17 protein-coding genes are annotated in these 15,786 nt (G+C 67.4%); 5 read left to right on the forward strand and 12 right to left on the reverse strand.

Translation table 11 applies throughout. From position 1 onward, the window contains the following. The first annotated feature begins 1 nt into the window (after nt 1). Nucleotides 2-1,429 (forward strand): allantoinase PuuE, encoded by a 1,428-nt coding sequence (gene puuE / locus ACQR1B_RS03185; RefSeq protein WP_434831278.1) that lies wholly within the window; start codon nt 2-4, stop codon nt 1,427-1,429. Here puuE and ACQR1B_RS03190 read toward each other — a convergent pair. Continuing rightward, nucleotides 1,420-2,772: an amidase gene (locus tag ACQR1B_RS03190; RefSeq protein ID WP_434831277.1), complete on the reverse strand. Its 1,353-nt coding sequence runs from the start codon at nt 2,770-2,772 to the stop codon at nt 1,420-1,422. The two genes, puuE and ACQR1B_RS03190, sit on opposite strands and share 10 nt — an antisense overlap. Further along, nucleotides 2,759-3,952: an MFS transporter gene (locus ACQR1B_RS03195; RefSeq protein WP_434831276.1), complete on the reverse strand. Its 1,194-nt coding sequence runs from the start codon at nt 3,950-3,952 to the stop codon at nt 2,759-2,761. Before ACQR1B_RS03195 ends, ACQR1B_RS03190 begins: the two co-directional genes overlap by 14 nt. A 29-nt stretch (nt 3,953-3,981) precedes the next feature. Between ACQR1B_RS03195 and ACQR1B_RS03200 the strand changes: the two genes are divergently transcribed. After that, nucleotides 3,982-4,323, forward strand: coding sequence for a hydroxyisourate hydrolase (locus tag ACQR1B_RS03200; RefSeq protein ID WP_434831275.1), 342 nt, complete (start codon nt 3,982-3,984; stop codon nt 4,321-4,323). A gap of 239 nt (nt 4,324-4,562) precedes the next feature. Here the strand turns inward: ACQR1B_RS03200 and ACQR1B_RS03205 are convergent, their stop codons facing one another. The 8 genes from ACQR1B_RS03205 to ACQR1B_RS03240 all read right to left on the reverse strand — a co-directional run bounded on the left by ACQR1B_RS03205 (nt 4,563) and on the right by ACQR1B_RS03240 (nt 11,002). Further along, nucleotides 4,563-5,378, reverse strand: coding sequence for an ABC transporter permease (locus tag ACQR1B_RS03205; protein WP_284423498.1), 816 nt, complete (start codon nt 5,376-5,378; stop codon nt 4,563-4,565). Further along, nucleotides 5,375-6,256 carry an ABC transporter permease gene (locus tag ACQR1B_RS03210; RefSeq protein WP_434831274.1) on the reverse strand — a complete coding sequence of 294 codons (882 nt, stop codon included), beginning with the start codon at nt 6,254-6,256 and terminating at the stop codon, nt 5,375-5,377. The genes ACQR1B_RS03205 and ACQR1B_RS03210 overlap by 4 nt, the downstream gene beginning before the upstream one ends. 3 nt (nt 6,257-6,259) lie before the next feature. Continuing rightward, nucleotides 6,260-7,306, reverse strand: coding sequence for an ABC transporter substrate-binding protein (locus ACQR1B_RS03215; RefSeq protein ID WP_172111584.1), 1,047 nt, complete (start codon nt 7,304-7,306; stop codon nt 6,260-6,262). A gap of 24 nt (nt 7,307-7,330) precedes the next feature. Further along, nucleotides 7,331-8,416 (reverse strand): ABC transporter ATP-binding protein, encoded by a 1,086-nt coding sequence (locus ACQR1B_RS03220; protein WP_434831273.1) that lies wholly within the window; start codon nt 8,414-8,416, stop codon nt 7,331-7,333. 333 nt (nt 8,417-8,749) lie between these two features. After that, nucleotides 8,750-9,499, reverse strand: coding sequence for an aspartate/glutamate racemase family protein (locus tag ACQR1B_RS03225; protein WP_434831272.1), 750 nt, complete (start codon nt 9,497-9,499; stop codon nt 8,750-8,752). 66 nt (nt 9,500-9,565) lie between these two features. Then, nucleotides 9,566-9,922 carry a DUF3429 domain-containing protein gene (locus tag ACQR1B_RS03230; protein WP_434871331.1) on the reverse strand — a complete coding sequence of 119 codons (357 nt, stop codon included), beginning with the start codon at nt 9,920-9,922 and terminating at the stop codon, nt 9,566-9,568. A 117-nt stretch (nt 9,923-10,039) separates the two neighbouring features. After that, on the reverse strand, nt 10,040-10,219 hold the full coding sequence (locus ACQR1B_RS03235) for a DUF2256 domain-containing protein (RefSeq protein WP_434831271.1): 180 nt from the start codon (nt 10,217-10,219) through the stop codon (nt 10,040-10,042). Nucleotides 10,220-10,225: 6 nt separating this feature from the next. Beyond that, nucleotides 10,226-11,002, reverse strand: coding sequence for an SDR family NAD(P)-dependent oxidoreductase (locus ACQR1B_RS03240; RefSeq protein WP_434831270.1), 777 nt, complete (start codon nt 11,000-11,002; stop codon nt 10,226-10,228). Between the two features lie 213 nt (nt 11,003-11,215). On the opposite strand from ACQR1B_RS03240, the gene ACQR1B_RS03245 reads away from it, so the two are divergent. Both ACQR1B_RS03245 and ACQR1B_RS03250 read left to right on the forward strand, forming a co-directional pair. Continuing rightward, the gene (locus ACQR1B_RS03245) at nt 11,216-11,965 is read left to right on the forward strand and encodes an ABC transporter ATP-binding protein (RefSeq protein ID WP_434831269.1); all 750 of its coding nucleotides are present in this window, start codon (nt 11,216-11,218) and stop codon (nt 11,963-11,965) included. Continuing rightward, complete coding sequence (locus ACQR1B_RS03250; protein WP_434831268.1) at nt 11,962-13,488, forward strand: permease; 1,527 nt, start codon at nt 11,962-11,964, stop codon at nt 13,486-13,488. The genes ACQR1B_RS03245 and ACQR1B_RS03250 overlap by 4 nt, the downstream gene beginning before the upstream one ends. A 5-nt stretch (nt 13,489-13,493) precedes the next feature. On the opposite strand, the gene ACQR1B_RS03255 is transcribed toward ACQR1B_RS03250, so the two are convergent. After that, complete coding sequence (locus ACQR1B_RS03255) at nt 13,494-14,396, reverse strand: alpha/beta fold hydrolase (protein WP_434831267.1); 903 nt, start codon at nt 14,394-14,396, stop codon at nt 13,494-13,496. A 111-nt stretch (nt 14,397-14,507) separates the two neighbouring features. Here ACQR1B_RS03255 and ACQR1B_RS03260 point away from each other — a divergent pair, with 111 nt between their 5' ends. Beyond that, a complete protein-coding gene (locus tag ACQR1B_RS03260; RefSeq protein WP_434831266.1) occupies nt 14,508-15,326 on the forward strand; it encodes an MBL fold metallo-hydrolase in 819 nt (272 codons plus the stop codon). 2 nt (nt 15,327-15,328) lie between these two features. Here ACQR1B_RS03260 and ACQR1B_RS03265 read toward each other — a convergent pair whose 3' ends face one another. Beyond that, nucleotides 15,329-15,781 (reverse strand): cupin domain-containing protein, encoded by a 453-nt coding sequence (locus tag ACQR1B_RS03265; RefSeq protein WP_434831265.1) that lies wholly within the window; start codon nt 15,779-15,781, stop codon nt 15,329-15,331. Nucleotides 15,782-15,786 lie beyond the last annotated feature (5 nt).

Below are 15,786 nucleotides of genomic sequence, written 5' to 3' on the forward strand. Positions count from 1 at the left end.
GATGAGTGCCGATATCTATCCGCGCGACATGGTCGGCTACGGCCGCACGCCACCGCATCCGCGCTGGCCCGGCGATGCCCGCATCGCCGTGCAGTTCGTGATCAATTACGAGGAGGGCGGCGAGAACAATATTCTGCACGGCGATGTCGCCTCCGAGGCGTTCCTGTCCGAGATCGTCGGCGCCCAGGCCTGGCCCGGCCAGCGCCACATGAACATGGAATCGATCTACGAGTTCGGCTCGCGCGCCGGCTTCTGGCGGCTGTGGCGGATGTTCACCGCGCGCAAGCTGCCGGTGACGGTGTTCGCGATTGCGACCGCCATGGCGCGCAATCCGGACGCGGTGGCCGCGATGAAGCAGGCCGGCTGGGAGATCGCCTCGCACGGCCTGAAATGGATCGACTACCGCGATGTCTCCGCAGCCGACGAACGTGCGCATATCGAGCAGGCGATCCGTCTTCACACCGAGCTGACGGGGACGCGGCCGCTCGGCTTCTACCAGGGTCGCACGTCGGAGCACACGCTGGACATCGTCCTCCACGAGCAGGGCTTCGTCTACAGCGCCGATTCCTACGCCGACGAGCTGCCGTACTGGATCGAGGGGCCGCATGGTCCGCAACTGATCGTGCCCTACACGCTCGACGCCAACGACATGCGCTTCGCCACGCCGCAAGGTTTCAATTCCGGGGATCAGTTCTTTGCCTATCTGAAGGACAGTTTCGATACGCTCTATGCCGAAGGGGCCGAGAGTCCGAAGATGATGTCAGTCGGGCTGCATTGCCGGCTTGTCGGCCGCCCCGGCCGCGCCGCGGCGCTGGCGCGCTTTCTCGACTACATCATGGGGCATGACAAGGTCTGGGTCGCGACCCGGCTCGACATCGCCCGGCACTGGATTCGGACGCATCCGCCGTCCGGGGTGTGGCGGCCGTCGCAGATGTCACGCGTGCTGTTCGTCGAGCGATATGGCGACATCTTCGAGCATTCGCCGGAGATCGCCGAGCGTGCCTACCGCTCCGGCCTGACGGCCTTCGACGATTCAGCGGACGCGCTGCATACCACGTTGATGAATGTCGTGCGCGCCATGAGCCGTGACGAGAAGCTCAAATTGATCCGCGCCCATCCGGAACTCGCTGGCCGCGAGGCGCTCGCGGGCGAGATGACGGATGACTCGATCGGCGAGCAGGGCCGGCTCGGTTTCACCTCGCTGTCGCGCGCCGAGTTCGAGCGCGTCGCCGACATCAACCGCCGCTATCGCGACAAGTTCGGCATGCCGCTGATCGTGGCGCTCGCGCTGCACGCCGACCGCGCTTCCGTCATCGCCGAGATGGAGCGGCGGATCGGCAGCGACGCGGATACAGAGATCGTCAACGCCATCGACCAGATTGGCCACATCACGCGGGCGCGGCTGGCGAACAAGTTCGATCAGGGGTGAGTGAGAACTCGCTCCGCCATTTCGGCGACATTCAGCAGCAGGCGGTCGCGGCCCCTTGCCGCAATCAGCTGCAGGCCGAATGGCAGGCCCTTTGCGTTCTTCCCGCACGGGATCGAGATGGCGGGAACGCCGGCATGATTGACGAACGGCGTGAACACCGCATGCCCGCGCGGAGACGCGGGCTTGCCGCCGATCTCGGACGGGCCGAGTTGCGCGAATGGCCAGGCGACACAGGGCACCGTCGGCGCCAGCAGCACATCGACCTCCATGAAGAACGCAGCAAAGGCACGTGCGATCTGTGTGCTCGCCTCGAGCGCGCGCGCGACATCGGCGCCGCTGAGGCCGAGGCCGCGCTCGATCTGCTTCGCGATATCCGGATCGAATTGCGTGGCATCGCTGCGGAAAGCGTCGCCAAACAGCGCGGCCAGCCCGGCATGCTGCAGCGGCATGACCGCGTCCTCGGCAAGGCCCGTGGGCCAGACGGGGTCTCTCCGCGCAATCGACAGGCCCGCGGCGGAAAGACGCTCGACCGTGCGTTCGAGGCCCATGCTGATGTCGTCATCGACGGCGACGTCGAGCCCGAGGCGGGGCGAGAACGCGATGCGCAATGGGCTTAGCTGATCGGCCAAGGGCGCGTCAAAGGAATGCGGATCGCGCGGATCGGCGCCGGCCATTGCCTCGAAGGCGAGCCTCGCATCGCCGACATCAGCGGCGATCGGGGCGATGACCGAGATGCCCCAGCCGGCTTCGGAAAACCCGGCGCCGTAGGGAATCGCGCCATAGGACGGCTTGAAGCCGACCACGCCGACATGGGCCGGCGGCCGCCGGCTCGATCCACCCGCATCTGTACCGATCGCGAGCGGCACGAGTCCCGCGGCGACCGCAACGGCAGGGCCGCCGGATGATCCGCCGGGCGTGAGATCCGGGTTCAGCGGGTGGCGCGTAGGCCCATAAAGCAGCGACGTCGTGACGCCCTTGCAGGCGAACTCGGAGGTCGCGCCGATGCCGACGATGACCGCTCCGGCCTTGCGCAGCCGTGCCACCGCGATGGCATCCTCGGGGGCGGTGAAGCCAGCGAACAGCCGCGAGCCCTGCGTGATGCGCCAGCCGCCGACCCAGATATTGTCCTTGATCACGACGGGCACACCGGCCAGCGGCAGCTGCTCTCCGGCCGCGACCCGGGCGTCGACGGCATCGGCGTCCGCGCGCGTGCGCTCCGGATCTGTCATCACGACGGCGTTGAGATCGCGTGCCGCGGCGATGCGGGTCAGCGCCTGCTCGGCCATCTCCCTCGCGGAGGTCTGCCGCGCCGTAACGGCCGCCGCGATGTCACTTGCGCGCATGGGATCGCTCCATCAGCAGCACGGCTGCGCCGGCAGCCGCGGTCAATCCAAGTGCGACGAAGCTGCCGCCGAGCCCGACGCGCGGCGTCAGGACAGCAACCAGCAGCGGCGCAGCGACGAGGCCGAGAAACGAGGCGGTGAGCACTGCGCCGGTGGCCTCGGCGACGCGTCCGGGTTTTGCGAGATTAGCGATCTCGGCAATGAAGACGCCGTTCCAGCCGCTCGCCGTCAGCCCGAACACGAAGGTCAGCATCACCAGGATCGGCCGGCTCAGCTGCGCGCCCCACAGCCCCAGCAGCAGCGCGCAGATCGCCATGCCCACGCCCGCCATCACCAGCACCGCGCGCGCCGAGCGCAGCCGCGTGGCGACGACGCCCCAGCCGAGCCGTCCAATAATGCCGGCGCCTTGCGCCGACGCCAGCACCCAGCCGGCCTCGACATGGCTCAGCCCGAGCTCCGCGGTGCCGAAGCTGACGAAGCAGGTGTTGAGGATGACCTGCATGCCGCTGAACGGGATCGAGGCGATGGCGAGCGCCGCCATGCGGCGGTCGGCGCTGATCAGCTGCAGCCGCTCCATGAGGCCGAGCCGCGGCATGACCACCGGCGCGATCGCGTAGGTCGGCCTGAGCCGTTCGAAGGCGGCGAAAGCGATGGCGGCGCAGACGATGACGGCGGCATAGGCGGAGTTTGGCGACATCAGGACGGCGATCGGCGGCAGTGCCAGCGAGCCGACCACGGCGCCGATCTGGCTGCCGGTCTGCCGGATCGAGAACACCATCGCCCGCTTCTCGGCCGGCACCAGCCGTCCGAGCAGCGCCGAGCTGGCCGGTGTTTCAGGTCCGACCGCAAGCCCCAGCATCAGCCCGGCGCCGAGCAGGGCCCATCCGCTCTCGAACAACGCGAGCGACATGCCGGCGCTGACGACCACGGCGCACAGCGCCGCGACGCGCAGCGAGCCGAGCTTCTGCACCAATGTGCCGCCCCAGAACGAGGAGACCAGGCTGATGACGAACGCTGCAGTCGAGAACAGCGACAGCTGTTCGATGCTGAGGCCGGCGCGCGGCGCCACCGTGCCGGGCGCGAACAGCGCCAGCGACACCAGCGCCTGCAGCGCGATCATCGCGGCGAGCGCGGGCCACAGCGGCACGGCTGGCGCCGCGGCAGGTTTCGCGTCTATCATGCCCCGCCAACCTGATGACGGAGTGCAAAATGGCCGGCGGTATCTCGGTTCATGCAGTCGATGTCGCGAACGGGCGCCCGGCGCTGGGCCTTGGTGTCGCGATCTGGCGCGTGGCGCCCGACCGCACGCTGCTCGCCGAAGGCCAGCTCGGCGCCGACGGCACCCTGCAGGCGCCGGTCGTCAAGGGCGACGGCGTCACGGCCGGCGAGTACGAGGTGCTGTTCCATATCGGCGAGTTCTTCGGGGCGGGTGCTAGGACGAAATTCCTGACCACAGTGCCGTTTCGCTTCGCGATCGACAAGGTCGAGGAGCACTTTCATCTGCCGCTGAAATTCACGCCCTGGGGCTATTCGATCTTCCGCGGGGCTTGAGAGCGTGCGGCCGTCCTTCGAGACGCCCGCCTGCGGCGGGCTCCTCAGGACGAGGTCTAAACGCTTGGCGATGTATCAATCCTCTCCATGAACTCGCGGCTGATGACCAATCTGCAGCGCCGACCTCGGAACCCGACCCTCATGGTGAGGAGCGCCGCGCCGATCGGGCCGAGTGCCAAGCAAGGTCGTCGTTCGCGGCGCGTCTCGAACCATGAGGCCTCCGCAGCTAGACGCCTCGATCAACCCGTCAGTCGCTTCGACAGTCCCGTCGTCCGTTCCATGATCGCCATCAGCGCCACCGTGCCGATGATCAGCACGCTCGACAGCGCGGCGATGGTGACGTCGAGCTTGCCTTCGAGGTCCTGCCACATCCGGATCGGCAGCATGTCGGTGGCGGCGTCGCGCAGGAAGAGCGACACCGGCACGTTGTCGAACGACGACATGAAGGCGATGAAGGCGCCGGAGATGATGCCGGGGCGGATCAGCGGCAGCACGATGCGGCGGAACGTGTAGAGCCTGGAGGCGCCGAGGATCGCCGAGCTTTCGAGCAGGGTCGGTTCGAGCTGCGCCAGCGCGGCGACCGTGTTGCGCACGACATAGGGCACGCAGACGACGGTGTGGCCGATCACCAGCGTCAGCAGCGAGATCGGCAGGCCGATCAGCGAGAAGAACATCAGCGCGGCCAGCCCGAAGGCGAGCGCCGGCAGCACCAGCGGCGACATGAACAGCGAGTCCAGAAGCTTCGCCGTCAGCGTCTTCGAGCGCGAGATCGCCAGCGCCGCGGCGACGCCGAGCACGACCGATAGCCCCGTCGACCACAGCGCCACCACGACGCTGTTGCGTGCTGCGAATTGCAGCTGCCAGGCGTTCCACAGCTCGACATACCAGCGCGTCGAATAGCCGGGCGGCGGGAATTTCAGCGAGAAGCCCGACGTGAACGAGACGATCACCACGACCAGCGACGGCGACACGATCAGGATCAGCGCCAGCACCGCGATGACCGTCATGACGATCTGGAAGCTGAGTGCCTCGAAATTCTTCTGCCGGCGGCTCATCGCGCATCTCCGTAGCCGCGGGCGCGCCGGCCGAGCGTCGAGAACAGCGCGACGATCGCCAGCACCGCGAACAGGAAGATGATCGAGATCGCGGCCGCGAACGGCCAGTTCTGCAGGGTCGAGGCTTGCTGATAGAGATACATCGGCATGAACAGCATCTGCCCGCCGCCGACCAGCGACTGGGTGATGAAGGCGGTGATCGCCGCCGCATAGGTCAAGGTGCAGCCGGCGATGATGCCGGGCATCGACAGCGGCAGCATCACCTTGACGAAGGTGCGCCAGCTGCCGGCGCCGAGCGAGGCCGAGGCGTCGGAGAGATTGGGATCGATACGGCCGATCGCGGTGATCAGCGGCAGCACCATCAGCGGCATCTGCACCTGCGCCAGCGCCGCGATCAGCCCTCCCTGCGTGTAGATCATGCGCAGCGGCGTGCCGATCAGGCCGAGCGATTGCAGCACCGAGTTGATGATGCCCTGCCGGCCCAGGATCACGATCCAGGCGAAGGTGCGGACCACGACGCTGGTCAAGAGTGGCAGCAGCACGATCATGATGATCAAGGTCTGCACCCGGCTGCCGGAGCGCTGGTAGAGCCAGGCGATGGGATAGCCGAGCACGAGGCAGGCGAGCGTAACCTCGGCGCCGAGCAGCAGCGTGGAGCCGAGCACGGACAGGCTGAAGGGGTCGGTCAGGAACTTGATGTACTGGCCGAGCCCCCACACCGTCGCCGCGGTGTCGTTGTGCAGCGACAGATAGAAGAGTTGCGCCAGCGGCAGCACGAAGAAGATCGCGAACGCCAGCCCTAAAGGCAACGCGAGCCCGAGGCTGAAGCTGGTCACGTCGCCGGGAGCTGTCGCGCTTGCTGTCGTGGCGCTCTTCATGGCTCAGATCTTGATGTCGCGATTGAACTTCTCGATCCAGGACGCGCGCTGCTCGTTGATCTTCTTCCAGTCCTGGAACACGAACTTCTTCTTCAGCTCGGCGGTGTCCTTGGCCAGCACCTTGGCGATCTCGCCGGACATCGCGACCTTGGTGTTGGTCGGCACGATCAGATAGGGCGAGTTCATCAAGGTCGTCTGCACCTCCGGCGACAGCGCCGCCTCGATCAGCTTGAAGGCAAGCTCCTTGTTCGGCGAGTTCTTGACGATGTGGATCGTGGTCTTGAACGCGATCGCGCCTTCCTTCGGCGCCACGAACTCGACCGGCACGCCGCGGGCCTTGAGGATCTGGATGGCGTTGAAATTGCCGGGCGAGATGTCGATCTGGCCCTGCTGGAACAAGGTCGCCAGCGCGCCGGGATTGGCGGCGACGGCGGCGAGGTTCGGCTTCAGCTCTTCAAGCGCCTTGAAGCCCTCGTCGACATTGGCCTCGGAGCCGCCCCGCATGCGCGCGATCTCGACCAGCCAGCCGGTGCCGAGCGTGGAGTTGAGGTTGGTGATGCCGACCTTGCCCTTGAACTCCGGCTTCCAAAGATCGGCCCACGACGTCGGCGGCGTCTTCACCGTTTCCGGATTGTAGGTCAGGCCGACGACCTGGAAGAATGGGGCCGGTCCCATCGCATCCTGCGCTTCCGGAATCAGGTCCTTGAAATAGGCGCTCTTGTCGGCCGGGAACGGATCGACGAGGTCCTGGCCGATCGCGACCAGCGCCGGACCCGGATCATGCAGCATGACGTCGATCGGCGGATTGGCTTTGGCGGCGTTGACCTTGGCGATCTGGTCGACCGATAGCATCGGATCGAGCACGATGGCGGCGTCCGCATTGGCCTTGCGAAACGCCGGCACCAGCACCGCCTTGTGCGCCTCCTCCCAGCTGCCGGTGAAGGTCGCGAAAACCAGCGGCCGCGCCTGCGCGAGGCTGAGGCCCGGGAAGGCGTGCATGGCTCCCAGCGTCAGGGCGCTGGTCAGGAGCCGGCGGCGATCAAGCATCATGTTTCACTCCGATGTGTTGGTTGTTCATTCCGGGAAGACGGTGGCGAGCCCCGGCGCAAGCGGCGCGACGCGCACCGGCGTGCCCGACTCGCGCAGCGGCGTGCCGCCGGTGCGGGCCTGCGAAATCTTGATGCTCGACCCGTCCTTGGCCTTGATCTCGTGCACGACGGTGGCGCCGAGCGGCAGCGCCATGCCGATCTGGCCAGCGAAGCCGGAGTCGTCGCCGACAAAGGTCAGATGCTCGGGGCGCAGGCAGACGGTGACCTTGTCCGAGGCACGCACCGGGTTGGGCGCACGCGCGATGATTTCGCCGCCGGCCTCCAGTCCGACGCGCACGTGACCGGCATCGGTCGCAATCACCACGCCCTTCATCTTGTTCGCGGTGCCGACGAAGCTGTTGACGAACAGCGTCTGCGGCCGATCGTAGATCTCGGATGGCGTGCCGAACTGTTCGAGATGGCCATGGCTGAGCACCGCGACGCGGTCGGCCATCGACAGCGCCTCCTCCTGGTCGTGGGTCACGATCAGCGTGGTGGTCCCGGCCATGCGCTGCAGCCGCTTGACCTCGATCTGCATGTCCAGCCGCAAATTCTTGTCGAGTGCGGCGAACGGCTCGTCGAGCAGCAGGATCGACGGCTCGATGGCGAGCGCGCGCGCCAGCGCCACGCGCTGCTGCTGGCCGCCCGACAATTGCCGCGGCAGCCGCTCACCGAACGCGCCGAGCTGCACCATGTCGAGCAGCCGCTGCGCCTCCTTGTTGCGCGTGGCCTTGTCGACGCCGCGCGCGGCAAGGCCGTAGCCGACATTCTCGGAGATCGAGAGATGCGGAAACAGCGCATAGTTCTGGAACACGATGCCGACCGCGCGGCGATTGGGCGGCAGCGCATCGACGACGTCATTGCCGATGATGACGCGCCCCTCGCTCTGGCCGATGAAGCCGGCGATGATGCGAAGCAGCGTGGTCTTGCCGCAGCCGGACGGGCCGAGCAGGGCAATGATCTCGCCGCCCTTTACATCGAGATTGATGTCGGAGACGGCCATCGTTCCGCTCGCAAAGCGGTGCGTGATCCGATCCAGAACGAGCGACTTGGCTTCCGATACGCTGGCCATGGGCTTCCTGCTCTACGCCCACGAAAAAAGCAAGAAGCGTGCCGCCTTTTCGAGCAGTGGAGGCCGTTTGCGTACAAGCAAGCGCGAGGCCGGTATGCGAGTGTGCCGGACTTTCGCAGCAGCTCACAGCAATGGCTCGCTCTCTCTCTACGTCATTCCGGGGCGCCCGAAGGGTGAGCCCGGAATCCCTACCCACGGGCCGTCATTGTCTGGTGAGACGGCCGTGGCGACATCTCGGGTCCGCACGGTCAGTCGTGGTTATGGATTCCGGGCTCGCGCTGACGCGCGCCCCGGAATGACGGGGAGAGAGACGGCGCTCCTCACCCACTCAAACTAACCGTCGCGATGCTCCAGCCGCGCGGCCAGTGCTTCCGACAATCCCGTCGTCGGCTTTGCGGCCGGGCGGCGGAAGGTGCCGGCTGTCGCCTTGCGCATCTTCAGGGCCAGCAGCGCCTCGGCCTGCTTCACCGCGGCGATCACCTGATCGACCACCGGCACGGGAATGCGATGTGCGACGCGGGCGGCGAGCCCTGAGAGGGGGGCGCCGGCGAAGATCAGCACGTCGGCCTCGTTCTCCTCGACCGCGCGCAGCGCCAGTTCGACCAGCAACTCCTCTTTCTCATTCTGCACGTCGGAGATCTGCTTGAAGCTGCCATCGAGCATGCGGATGCCGGCGCAGCGCTCGATCAGCCCGTGCATGCGCACGCACTCCTCGTACCACGGGCCCAGCGCCTGCGCGAAAGTGACGATCGCGAAGCGTCGTCCGGCCATGCAGGCGGTCAGCATCGCCGCTTCCGCGAGCCCGATCACCGGCACGTCGAACAGCTCGCGCGCCGCGAACAGGCCGGGATCGCCGAATGCGGCGATGATCGCCGCGTCGAACGTCCCGTTGCACTCCGCCAGCATCTCCAGCGCGACGGCGCCGCCGATCTGCGCCTCCGCGCGGGTGGCGATATAGGGCACGCCGCGCGGCGCCGTGCATGGGATCAGCGTCGTGCCGGGAGCGGCGGCGTCGCGGCCGACCTGCAACATGAGATCGGTGATGTCGGTGCGAATATTGGGATTGAGCAGCAGAATGTTCATGGCGCCTCGCGATGGAAGCCAAAGCTTGCCCGAGCCATCGCGGCCCTGTCTACAGCAGAGACATCTTCAAGCCCCGCCCGGCGGTCCGCCGAGAATGATGGCGATGAAGGTCGCGAGCATGGAGGCCACCGCGCCAAGGCTGAGCAGCCGCCGCAGCTTGAGGAACCAGGATCGCCGGTCACTGCCGCCGAAGCTGAGCTCGTCGACGATCAGCGCCACCAGCAACGCGGCGGTCAGCAGCACCAGCGAGGCCGCAGCCGGCAGCAGCAGCGCGGCCCAGCCGAGCAGAGCCGGCGTGACACCCCAGGCCATGCGCCACCAGTCGGCCAGGGCCGGCGTCTGCACGGCGAGCCCCCAATGAATCGCGCCGAGGAAACTCAGGATGACCGCGCCATAGGCGATCTGGGCCTGCAGGGCGATCAGGGTGCCGGGCCCTGGCCGGAGATCACCAGTACCGCAAGGCCGATGAAGGGGATCAGCCCCGCGAGCCCGAGGATGCGCATGGAGGTGGGAATGCCGGCGAGCATGACGTGACCTTCATCAGTTGCTGGGACGCGCTGGCTGAGCGCTCGTCGTTCGACGTCGCTCTGCGCGGCAGCGCTCGGAGCAGAACTTCACCTCATCCCAGTCGCGCGCCCATTTGCGCCGCCACGCGAATGGGCGGCCACATGCGGCGCAGATCTTGGTCGGCAGGTCGGCTTTGCGGCGCATCTTCGGCATGATCGGTCACCACGGAACCGGCGTACCGCGCCAATCGTAGAAGCCGCCGCTGTCCTTCGGCTCGAGCCGGTCGACGACACCGAGCAGGTGCTGCGCGGCTTCGGCCGGCGTGACGCCGCTCGCGGAGGCGAACGGCGCCGACAGCGCCGTCGCGACCGTGCCCGGATGCAACGCGACGCAGATCGCCTCGGGTGCACGGCGGGCGAGTTCGATCGCCGCGCAATGCACAAGCTGGTTCAGCGCCGCCTTCGAGGCGCGATAGCCGTACCAGCCGCCGAGCCGGTTGTCGCCGATCGAGCCGACCCGCGCCGACAGCGCCGCAACCATGGCCTTTCCGCTGCGGGGCAGGCGCGGCAGCAGGTGCTTCATCAGCAGCGCCGGACCCGTGGCGTTGATGGCGAAGGCGCGCGCCAGTCGCCCAGCATCGAGCTCGCGCCAGCTCCTTTCCGGCAGCTCTTCGCCGTCATGCAGCATGCCCGTGGCGATGATCACCAGCCTGGTCTCGCCGGTACCTGCGATCAGCTCCGCCGCCTGCGCGATGCTGGTCTCGTCGGTGAGATCGAAGTTGGGGAGTGTGCTGCGGCTGAAGCCGAGCACGCTGTCGAACCGGCCGCTCTCAGTGAGCGCGGTGCGGAGTGCGGAGCCGATTCCGCCGCTGGCTCCGAACACGGCGGCGACACCGCCAGCCGGAAAGGAACCCAGCCGCATGGCGTGCCTGGACAGGGGGGCGTCACCTTCAGCGCTGCCGTCACGCGTTGCGGCCGTGGTCAGCTGGTCCGTCACGTCGATCCTCGCCGGAGCCGTGCGGCCCCAAGACTCGCCCACGATTGTTCACCTTTCCATACGATCCTGCGCCGCGACTGGATCAGAAGGCCAGGCTGGAGCCTCTGGAATTGATTGGCGCGGGAGCCGGCTTCGGGATCACAATCGGGTGGTCGTTCACCGCGCCGCAACGAGTTGCGTCCAAGTTGCAGGCCGCGAACCGAATGAGCGGTCATGACATCAGAAAGCTCCGCCCTCGCCGTCCGAGGGTTAACGAAATGTTTCGAGCGGCCGGCCGTCGACGGGCTCGACCTGATCGTGCGCGCCGGTGAATTCTATGCGCTGGTCGGCCCCAACGGCGCCGGCAAGACGACGACGTTGCGCATGGTCGCCGGCCTGCTGCGGCCGGATGCCGGGCAGATCGCAATCTTCGGCATCGATGCGCTGCGCGATCCGATCGCCGCCAAGCAGGTGATGGCCTGGGTCTCCGACGAGCCGATGATCTACGACAAGCTCACGCCGCTCGAATATCTCGAATTCGTCGCCGGCCTGTGGGGCGTCGATCCCGCAACGTCCGGCCAGACGGCGCGCGATCTCCTGGTCTCGCTCGGACTGGAGCGCCATCTCCATGAGCGGTGCGAAGGTTTCTCCAAGGGCATGCGCCAGAAGGTTGCGCTCGCTGGCGCGCTGGTGCACGACCCGCAACTGATCATCCTGGACGAGCCGCTCACCGGCCTCGATGCGGTGTCGGCGCGTCACGTCAAGAGCCTCCTGGCCGAGCGCGTCCGCCGCGGCGGCACCGTGATCATGACCACCCATATCCTCGAAGTAGCCGAGCGCATGGCCGACCGGATCGGCGTCATCGCCGCCGGCCGTGTGGTCGCGGAAGGAACCCTGGCCGAACTGCGCCAGCAGAACGGCCGCACCGACACCAGCCTGGAGGAGCTGTTCATCGCACTGGTCGACGTCGAGTCCGCGGCATGACGCGGGCGGCGACGCTGGCCTGGTTCGCCCGCCACGAGATCAGGCTCGCCTGGCGGGAATGGCTCGGCATGATCACCGCCGGCAGGCGCAATCGCACGCGTGCCGCGATCATCGGCCTGGTGCTGTTCGGCGCCATCATGCATCTGCCGGCCTGGGCCGTGGTCGGGCGCTACGCGGACCTGCAGCCGCCGCTCGACAAGACGGCGCTCATCGTCATCAGCTCGACCATCATGCTGTCCTGGGCCCTGATGCTGTCGCAGGCGATCGAGTCGGTGACGCGCGTGTTCTACGCCCGCGCCGATCTCGACCTCATCATGTCGTCGCCGGTGCGCCTCGCCGAGATCTTCTCGGTCCGCATCGCCGCCATCGCCCTGTCGGTCACCAGTATGGCTCTGCTGCTGGCGACGCCCTTCGTCGACGTGCTGCTGATCGAAGGCGGCGTGCGCTGGCTCGCGGCCTTCGTCGTGGTCGCGGCCGTCGGGCTGTCGGCTGCCGCGATCGCCATTGCGATCACGATCATCCTGTTTCGACTCATTGGCCCGGCACGCACGCGGCTCGTCGCCCAGATCCTGGCGGCCGTAATCGGCGCCGGCTTCGTGATCGTGCTGCAGATCGCCGCGATCGTGTCCTACGGCACGCTGTCGCGCTTCGCCGTCCTCACCTCGGATGCCGCAGCTGCGATCGCGCCGGATCCGGACAGCTTCGTCTGGCTGCCGGCCCGTGCCACGCTCGGCGACGGACAGGCGCTCTTGATCCTGCTGGCTGCCGGGCTGCTGCTGCTCGGAATCGTCATGATGGTGTTCTCGCCGCGCTTTGCCGACACCGCGATCAGCGCCGCCGCGCAGGGCGTATCGAGCCGGGCCGGCGCCCAGATCCGCGCCTTCCGCGGCGGCTCGCGGCAGCAGGCGCTGCGCCGCAAGGAGTTCGTGCTGCTGCGGCGCGATCCCTGGCTGATCTCGCAGACGCTGATGCAGCTGCTGTATCTGCTGCCGCCGGCGCTGCTGCTGTGGCGCAGCTACTCCGACAGTTCGCAGGCGGTGATCCTGATCACGCCGGTCATCGTGATGGCGGCGGGCCAGCTCGCCGGCGGGCTGTCCTGGCTGACGATCTCGGGCGAGGACGCGCCCGAGCTGGTCGCGACCGCGCCGCTGACCGCGGTGAGCATCGTGCGCGCCAAGATCGAGGTCGTGCTGATGACGATCGCGGTGCTGTTCGCGCCGCTGGTGCTCGCGCTGGCCTGGATCGCGCCGTGGCAGGCGTTGATCACGGCCGTCGCCGTGCTGGTTGCAACGCTCTCGTCGACCTCCATCCAGCTGTGGTTCCGGATCCAGGCGCGGCGCAGCCAGTTCCGCCGCCGCCAGACCTCGTCGCGGCTCGCGACGTTTGCCGAAGCGTTCTCCTCGATCGGCTGGGCGGCGACCGCGGCGCTGGCGCTCGCCCTGCCGGCCGCCGCCGTGATCTGCGGACTGATGACCGCAGGCCTTTTGTTCGCGGCCTGGAGGCTGAGTCCGGCACGGTCCTGACACGATCAGCGCAGCACCTCCACGACCGCCGCGGCGAAGGCCTCGGGCGCTTCCTGCGGCAGATTGTGACCGGCGCCGGGGATCACGCGATGCGCGATCCGGTTGCTGAACTTTGCGGCATGGGCGCGGCCGTCCGTTGCCGGGATCACGCCGTCGCTGTCGCCGTCGAGCGTGATCGTCGGCACGGTGATCACGGGCTGGGCTGCCAATCTCCGTTCCAGTTCGTCATAGCGCGGATCGCCCTCGGCGAGGCCGTAGCGATGGCGGTAGCTGTTGATCACGACGTCGACGTGATCGGGGTTGTCGAAGGCTGTGGCGGAGCGCGCGAAGGTCGGATCGTCGAAGCGCCAGTTCGGTGACCATTGCTGCCACAGCAGCCGCGCGATTTCGGCGCGGTGGGCGGCGAGCCCGGCGCGGCCGCGTTCGGTCTGGAAGTACCATTGATACCAATAGGCGAATTCCTGCGGGACCGAAGCAGGCTTGAGCGCCTTCGCGATATCCTGGATGGCATAGCCCCCCACCGAGACGAGACCGACACAGCGTTCCGGCCACAGCGCCGCGCCGACGCAGGCCGCCCGTCCGCCCCAATCATAGCCGGCGAACACGGCACGCGAGATCGCCAGCGCATCGATCAGCGCGATGAGATCGGCGCCGATGGCCGCCTGCTGACCCGATCTCGGTATCGACGGATCAAGGAAGCGCGTCGACCCGTAGCCGCGGACGTAGGGCACGATCACCCGGCAGCCCTGGGCAGCGAGGCGCGGCGCCACGTCGACGTAGGAGTGAATGTCATAGGGATAGCCGTGCAGCAGGATGACGGCCGGACCATCGGCCGGTCCGCTTTCGAAATAGGCAATGCGCAGCACGCCTGCGTCAATCTCGCGCAGCGGCTGCATTCGAACAGTCATGGCGTCCTCCCACATCGTCCGCCGCCCTCATCGATCCCCGGCGTTGTGCTGAGGATAGTGATGATCCGGTTTAGGCGCTACACTCGCAGCTGCCGTTGAAGGGGAACCGACATGCTGCGCTCGCTGGCCTCGCTGCTCGCCGTCCTGATCTCGTTCGCAACGCCCGCGCTGGCGCAATCGGGGCCGCGCACCAGCGAGTGTCTCGCGATGGCCGGCAACACGCCGCGCGCGATGCCTGTCAGCCTGCGCCGGACGGCCACCGCCGCCAACGAGGTGACGATCACCTATGCCGGCCACTCGACCTACTTCATCGACACGCCGATGGGCATCCGCATCGCCACCGACTACAGCGGCGCCTATCAGGTCGGGCGGTTGCCGGACGTGATCACCATGAACCGGGCGCATTCGACGCACTACACGCTGGCGCCCGATCCGCGCATTCCGCACGTGCTGCGCGGCTGGGGCGACGACGGCAAGCCGGCGCAGATCTTCGAGCGCATCGGCGACGTGCTGGTCCGCAACATCACCACCGACATCCGCCGCTATTTCAGCGACTCGCTCGGCGCCGACATGATCAAGGACGGCAACTCGATCTTCATCTTCGAGGTCGCCGGCCTGTGCATCGGCCATCTCGGCCATCTGCACGTCAAGCTGGACGAGACGCATTTCGCCGCGATCGGCCGGCTCGACGTGGTGATGGTGCCGATCGACGGCACCTATACGATGTCGCTCGACGGCATCTCCGAAATCACCAAGCGGCTGCGCGCCTCGGTGGTGCTTCCGATGCACCGCTTCGCGACGCCGCTCGACGAGTTCATGCGCAAGATCGGCCAGCAGTTCGAGATCGACCGCCGCACCGAACGCAGCCTGAAAATGTCGCGCGAACTGCTGCCGTCGATGCCGACGGTGATCATCCTCGACGGCGTGTAGCCTCAGGCGCCCGCGAGGCTGGTGCCGCGGCGGCCGTCCGGCGTCAGGAACATACGCTTGAGCTTGTTGATCACGCGCACGGCGAGGCCGAGCACGTAGGGCTGGGTCTTGAGGCAGAAGGCGAGCTTCTTGACGTGGCCCTCGACGTGCCATTTGGCATGGGCGCCGTCGCGGAAGAAGATCACGTCGCCCGGCCCGTAGCGCTTCGGCGCCATGCCTTCGCTCTCCAGCACGATCGCGCCTTCGAGGATCAGGATGGTCTCGTCGAAATCGTAGTACCAGTCGAACTTGCCCTCGGTGCAGTGCCAGACGATGGTCGATCCCAGCCCGTCGCTGCTGCGCGCGATGGTGCAGGAGGTCGCCGTCGGATTGCCCTCGGTGATCCAGGATGGTTCGATCGGAGCCGGCGCCAGGTCGACGGTGAGATTGGCGGTTTCGATCAGGGACGGGGACATCGTGG

Origin of the sequence: Bradyrhizobium oligotrophicum (assembly GCF_051168495.1) — a bacterium.
In the GTDB taxonomy this organism is placed as follows: Bacteria; Pseudomonadota; Alphaproteobacteria; order Rhizobiales; family Xanthobacteraceae; genus Bradyrhizobium; species Bradyrhizobium oligotrophicum_A.

Excerpts from the sequence above, each read along its gene's own strand:
- ACQR1B_RS03195 (WP_434831276.1), bottom strand. The coding sequence starts at position 3,952 with ATGATAGACGCGAAACCTGCCGCGGCGCCAGCCGTGCCGCTGTGGCCC.
- ACQR1B_RS03200 (WP_434831275.1), top strand. The coding sequence starts at position 3,982 with ATGGCCGGCGGTATCTCGGTTCATGCAGTCGATGTCGCGAACGGGCGC.
- ACQR1B_RS03225 (WP_434831272.1), bottom strand. The coding sequence starts at position 9,499 with ATGAACATTCTGCTGCTCAATCCCAATATTCGCACCGACATCACCGAT.
- ACQR1B_RS03210 (WP_434831274.1), bottom strand. The coding sequence starts at position 6,256 with ATGAAGAGCGCCACGACAGCAAGCGCGACAGCTCCCGGCGACGTGACC.
- puuE (WP_434831278.1), top strand. The coding sequence starts at position 2 with ATGAGTGCCGATATCTATCCGCGCGACATGGTCGGCTACGGCCGCACG.
- ACQR1B_RS03260 (WP_434831266.1), top strand. The coding sequence starts at position 14,508 with ATGCTGCGCTCGCTGGCCTCGCTGCTCGCCGTCCTGATCTCGTTCGCA.
- ACQR1B_RS03205 (WP_284423498.1), bottom strand. The coding sequence starts at position 5,378 with ATGAGCCGCCGGCAGAAGAATTTCGAGGCACTCAGCTTCCAGATCGTC.
- ACQR1B_RS03265 (WP_434831265.1), bottom strand. The coding sequence starts at position 15,781 with ATGTCCCCGTCCCTGATCGAAACCGCCAATCTCACCGTCGACCTGGCG.
- ACQR1B_RS03220 (WP_434831273.1), bottom strand. The coding sequence starts at position 8,416 with ATGGCCAGCGTATCGGAAGCCAAGTCGCTCGTTCTGGATCGGATCACG.
- ACQR1B_RS03245 (WP_434831269.1), top strand. The coding sequence starts at position 11,216 with ATGACATCAGAAAGCTCCGCCCTCGCCGTCCGAGGGTTAACGAAATGT.
- ACQR1B_RS03250 (WP_434831268.1), top strand. The coding sequence starts at position 11,962 with ATGACGCGGGCGGCGACGCTGGCCTGGTTCGCCCGCCACGAGATCAGG.
- ACQR1B_RS03255 (WP_434831267.1), bottom strand. The coding sequence starts at position 14,396 with ATGACTGTTCGAATGCAGCCGCTGCGCGAGATTGACGCAGGCGTGCTG.
- ACQR1B_RS03190 (WP_434831277.1), bottom strand. The coding sequence starts at position 2,772 with ATGCGCGCAAGTGACATCGCGGCGGCCGTTACGGCGCGGCAGACCTCC.
- ACQR1B_RS03215 (WP_172111584.1), bottom strand. The coding sequence starts at position 7,306 with ATGATGCTTGATCGCCGCCGGCTCCTGACCAGCGCCCTGACGCTGGGA.
- ACQR1B_RS03235 (WP_434831271.1), bottom strand. The coding sequence starts at position 10,219 with ATGCCGAAGATGCGCCGCAAAGCCGACCTGCCGACCAAGATCTGCGCC.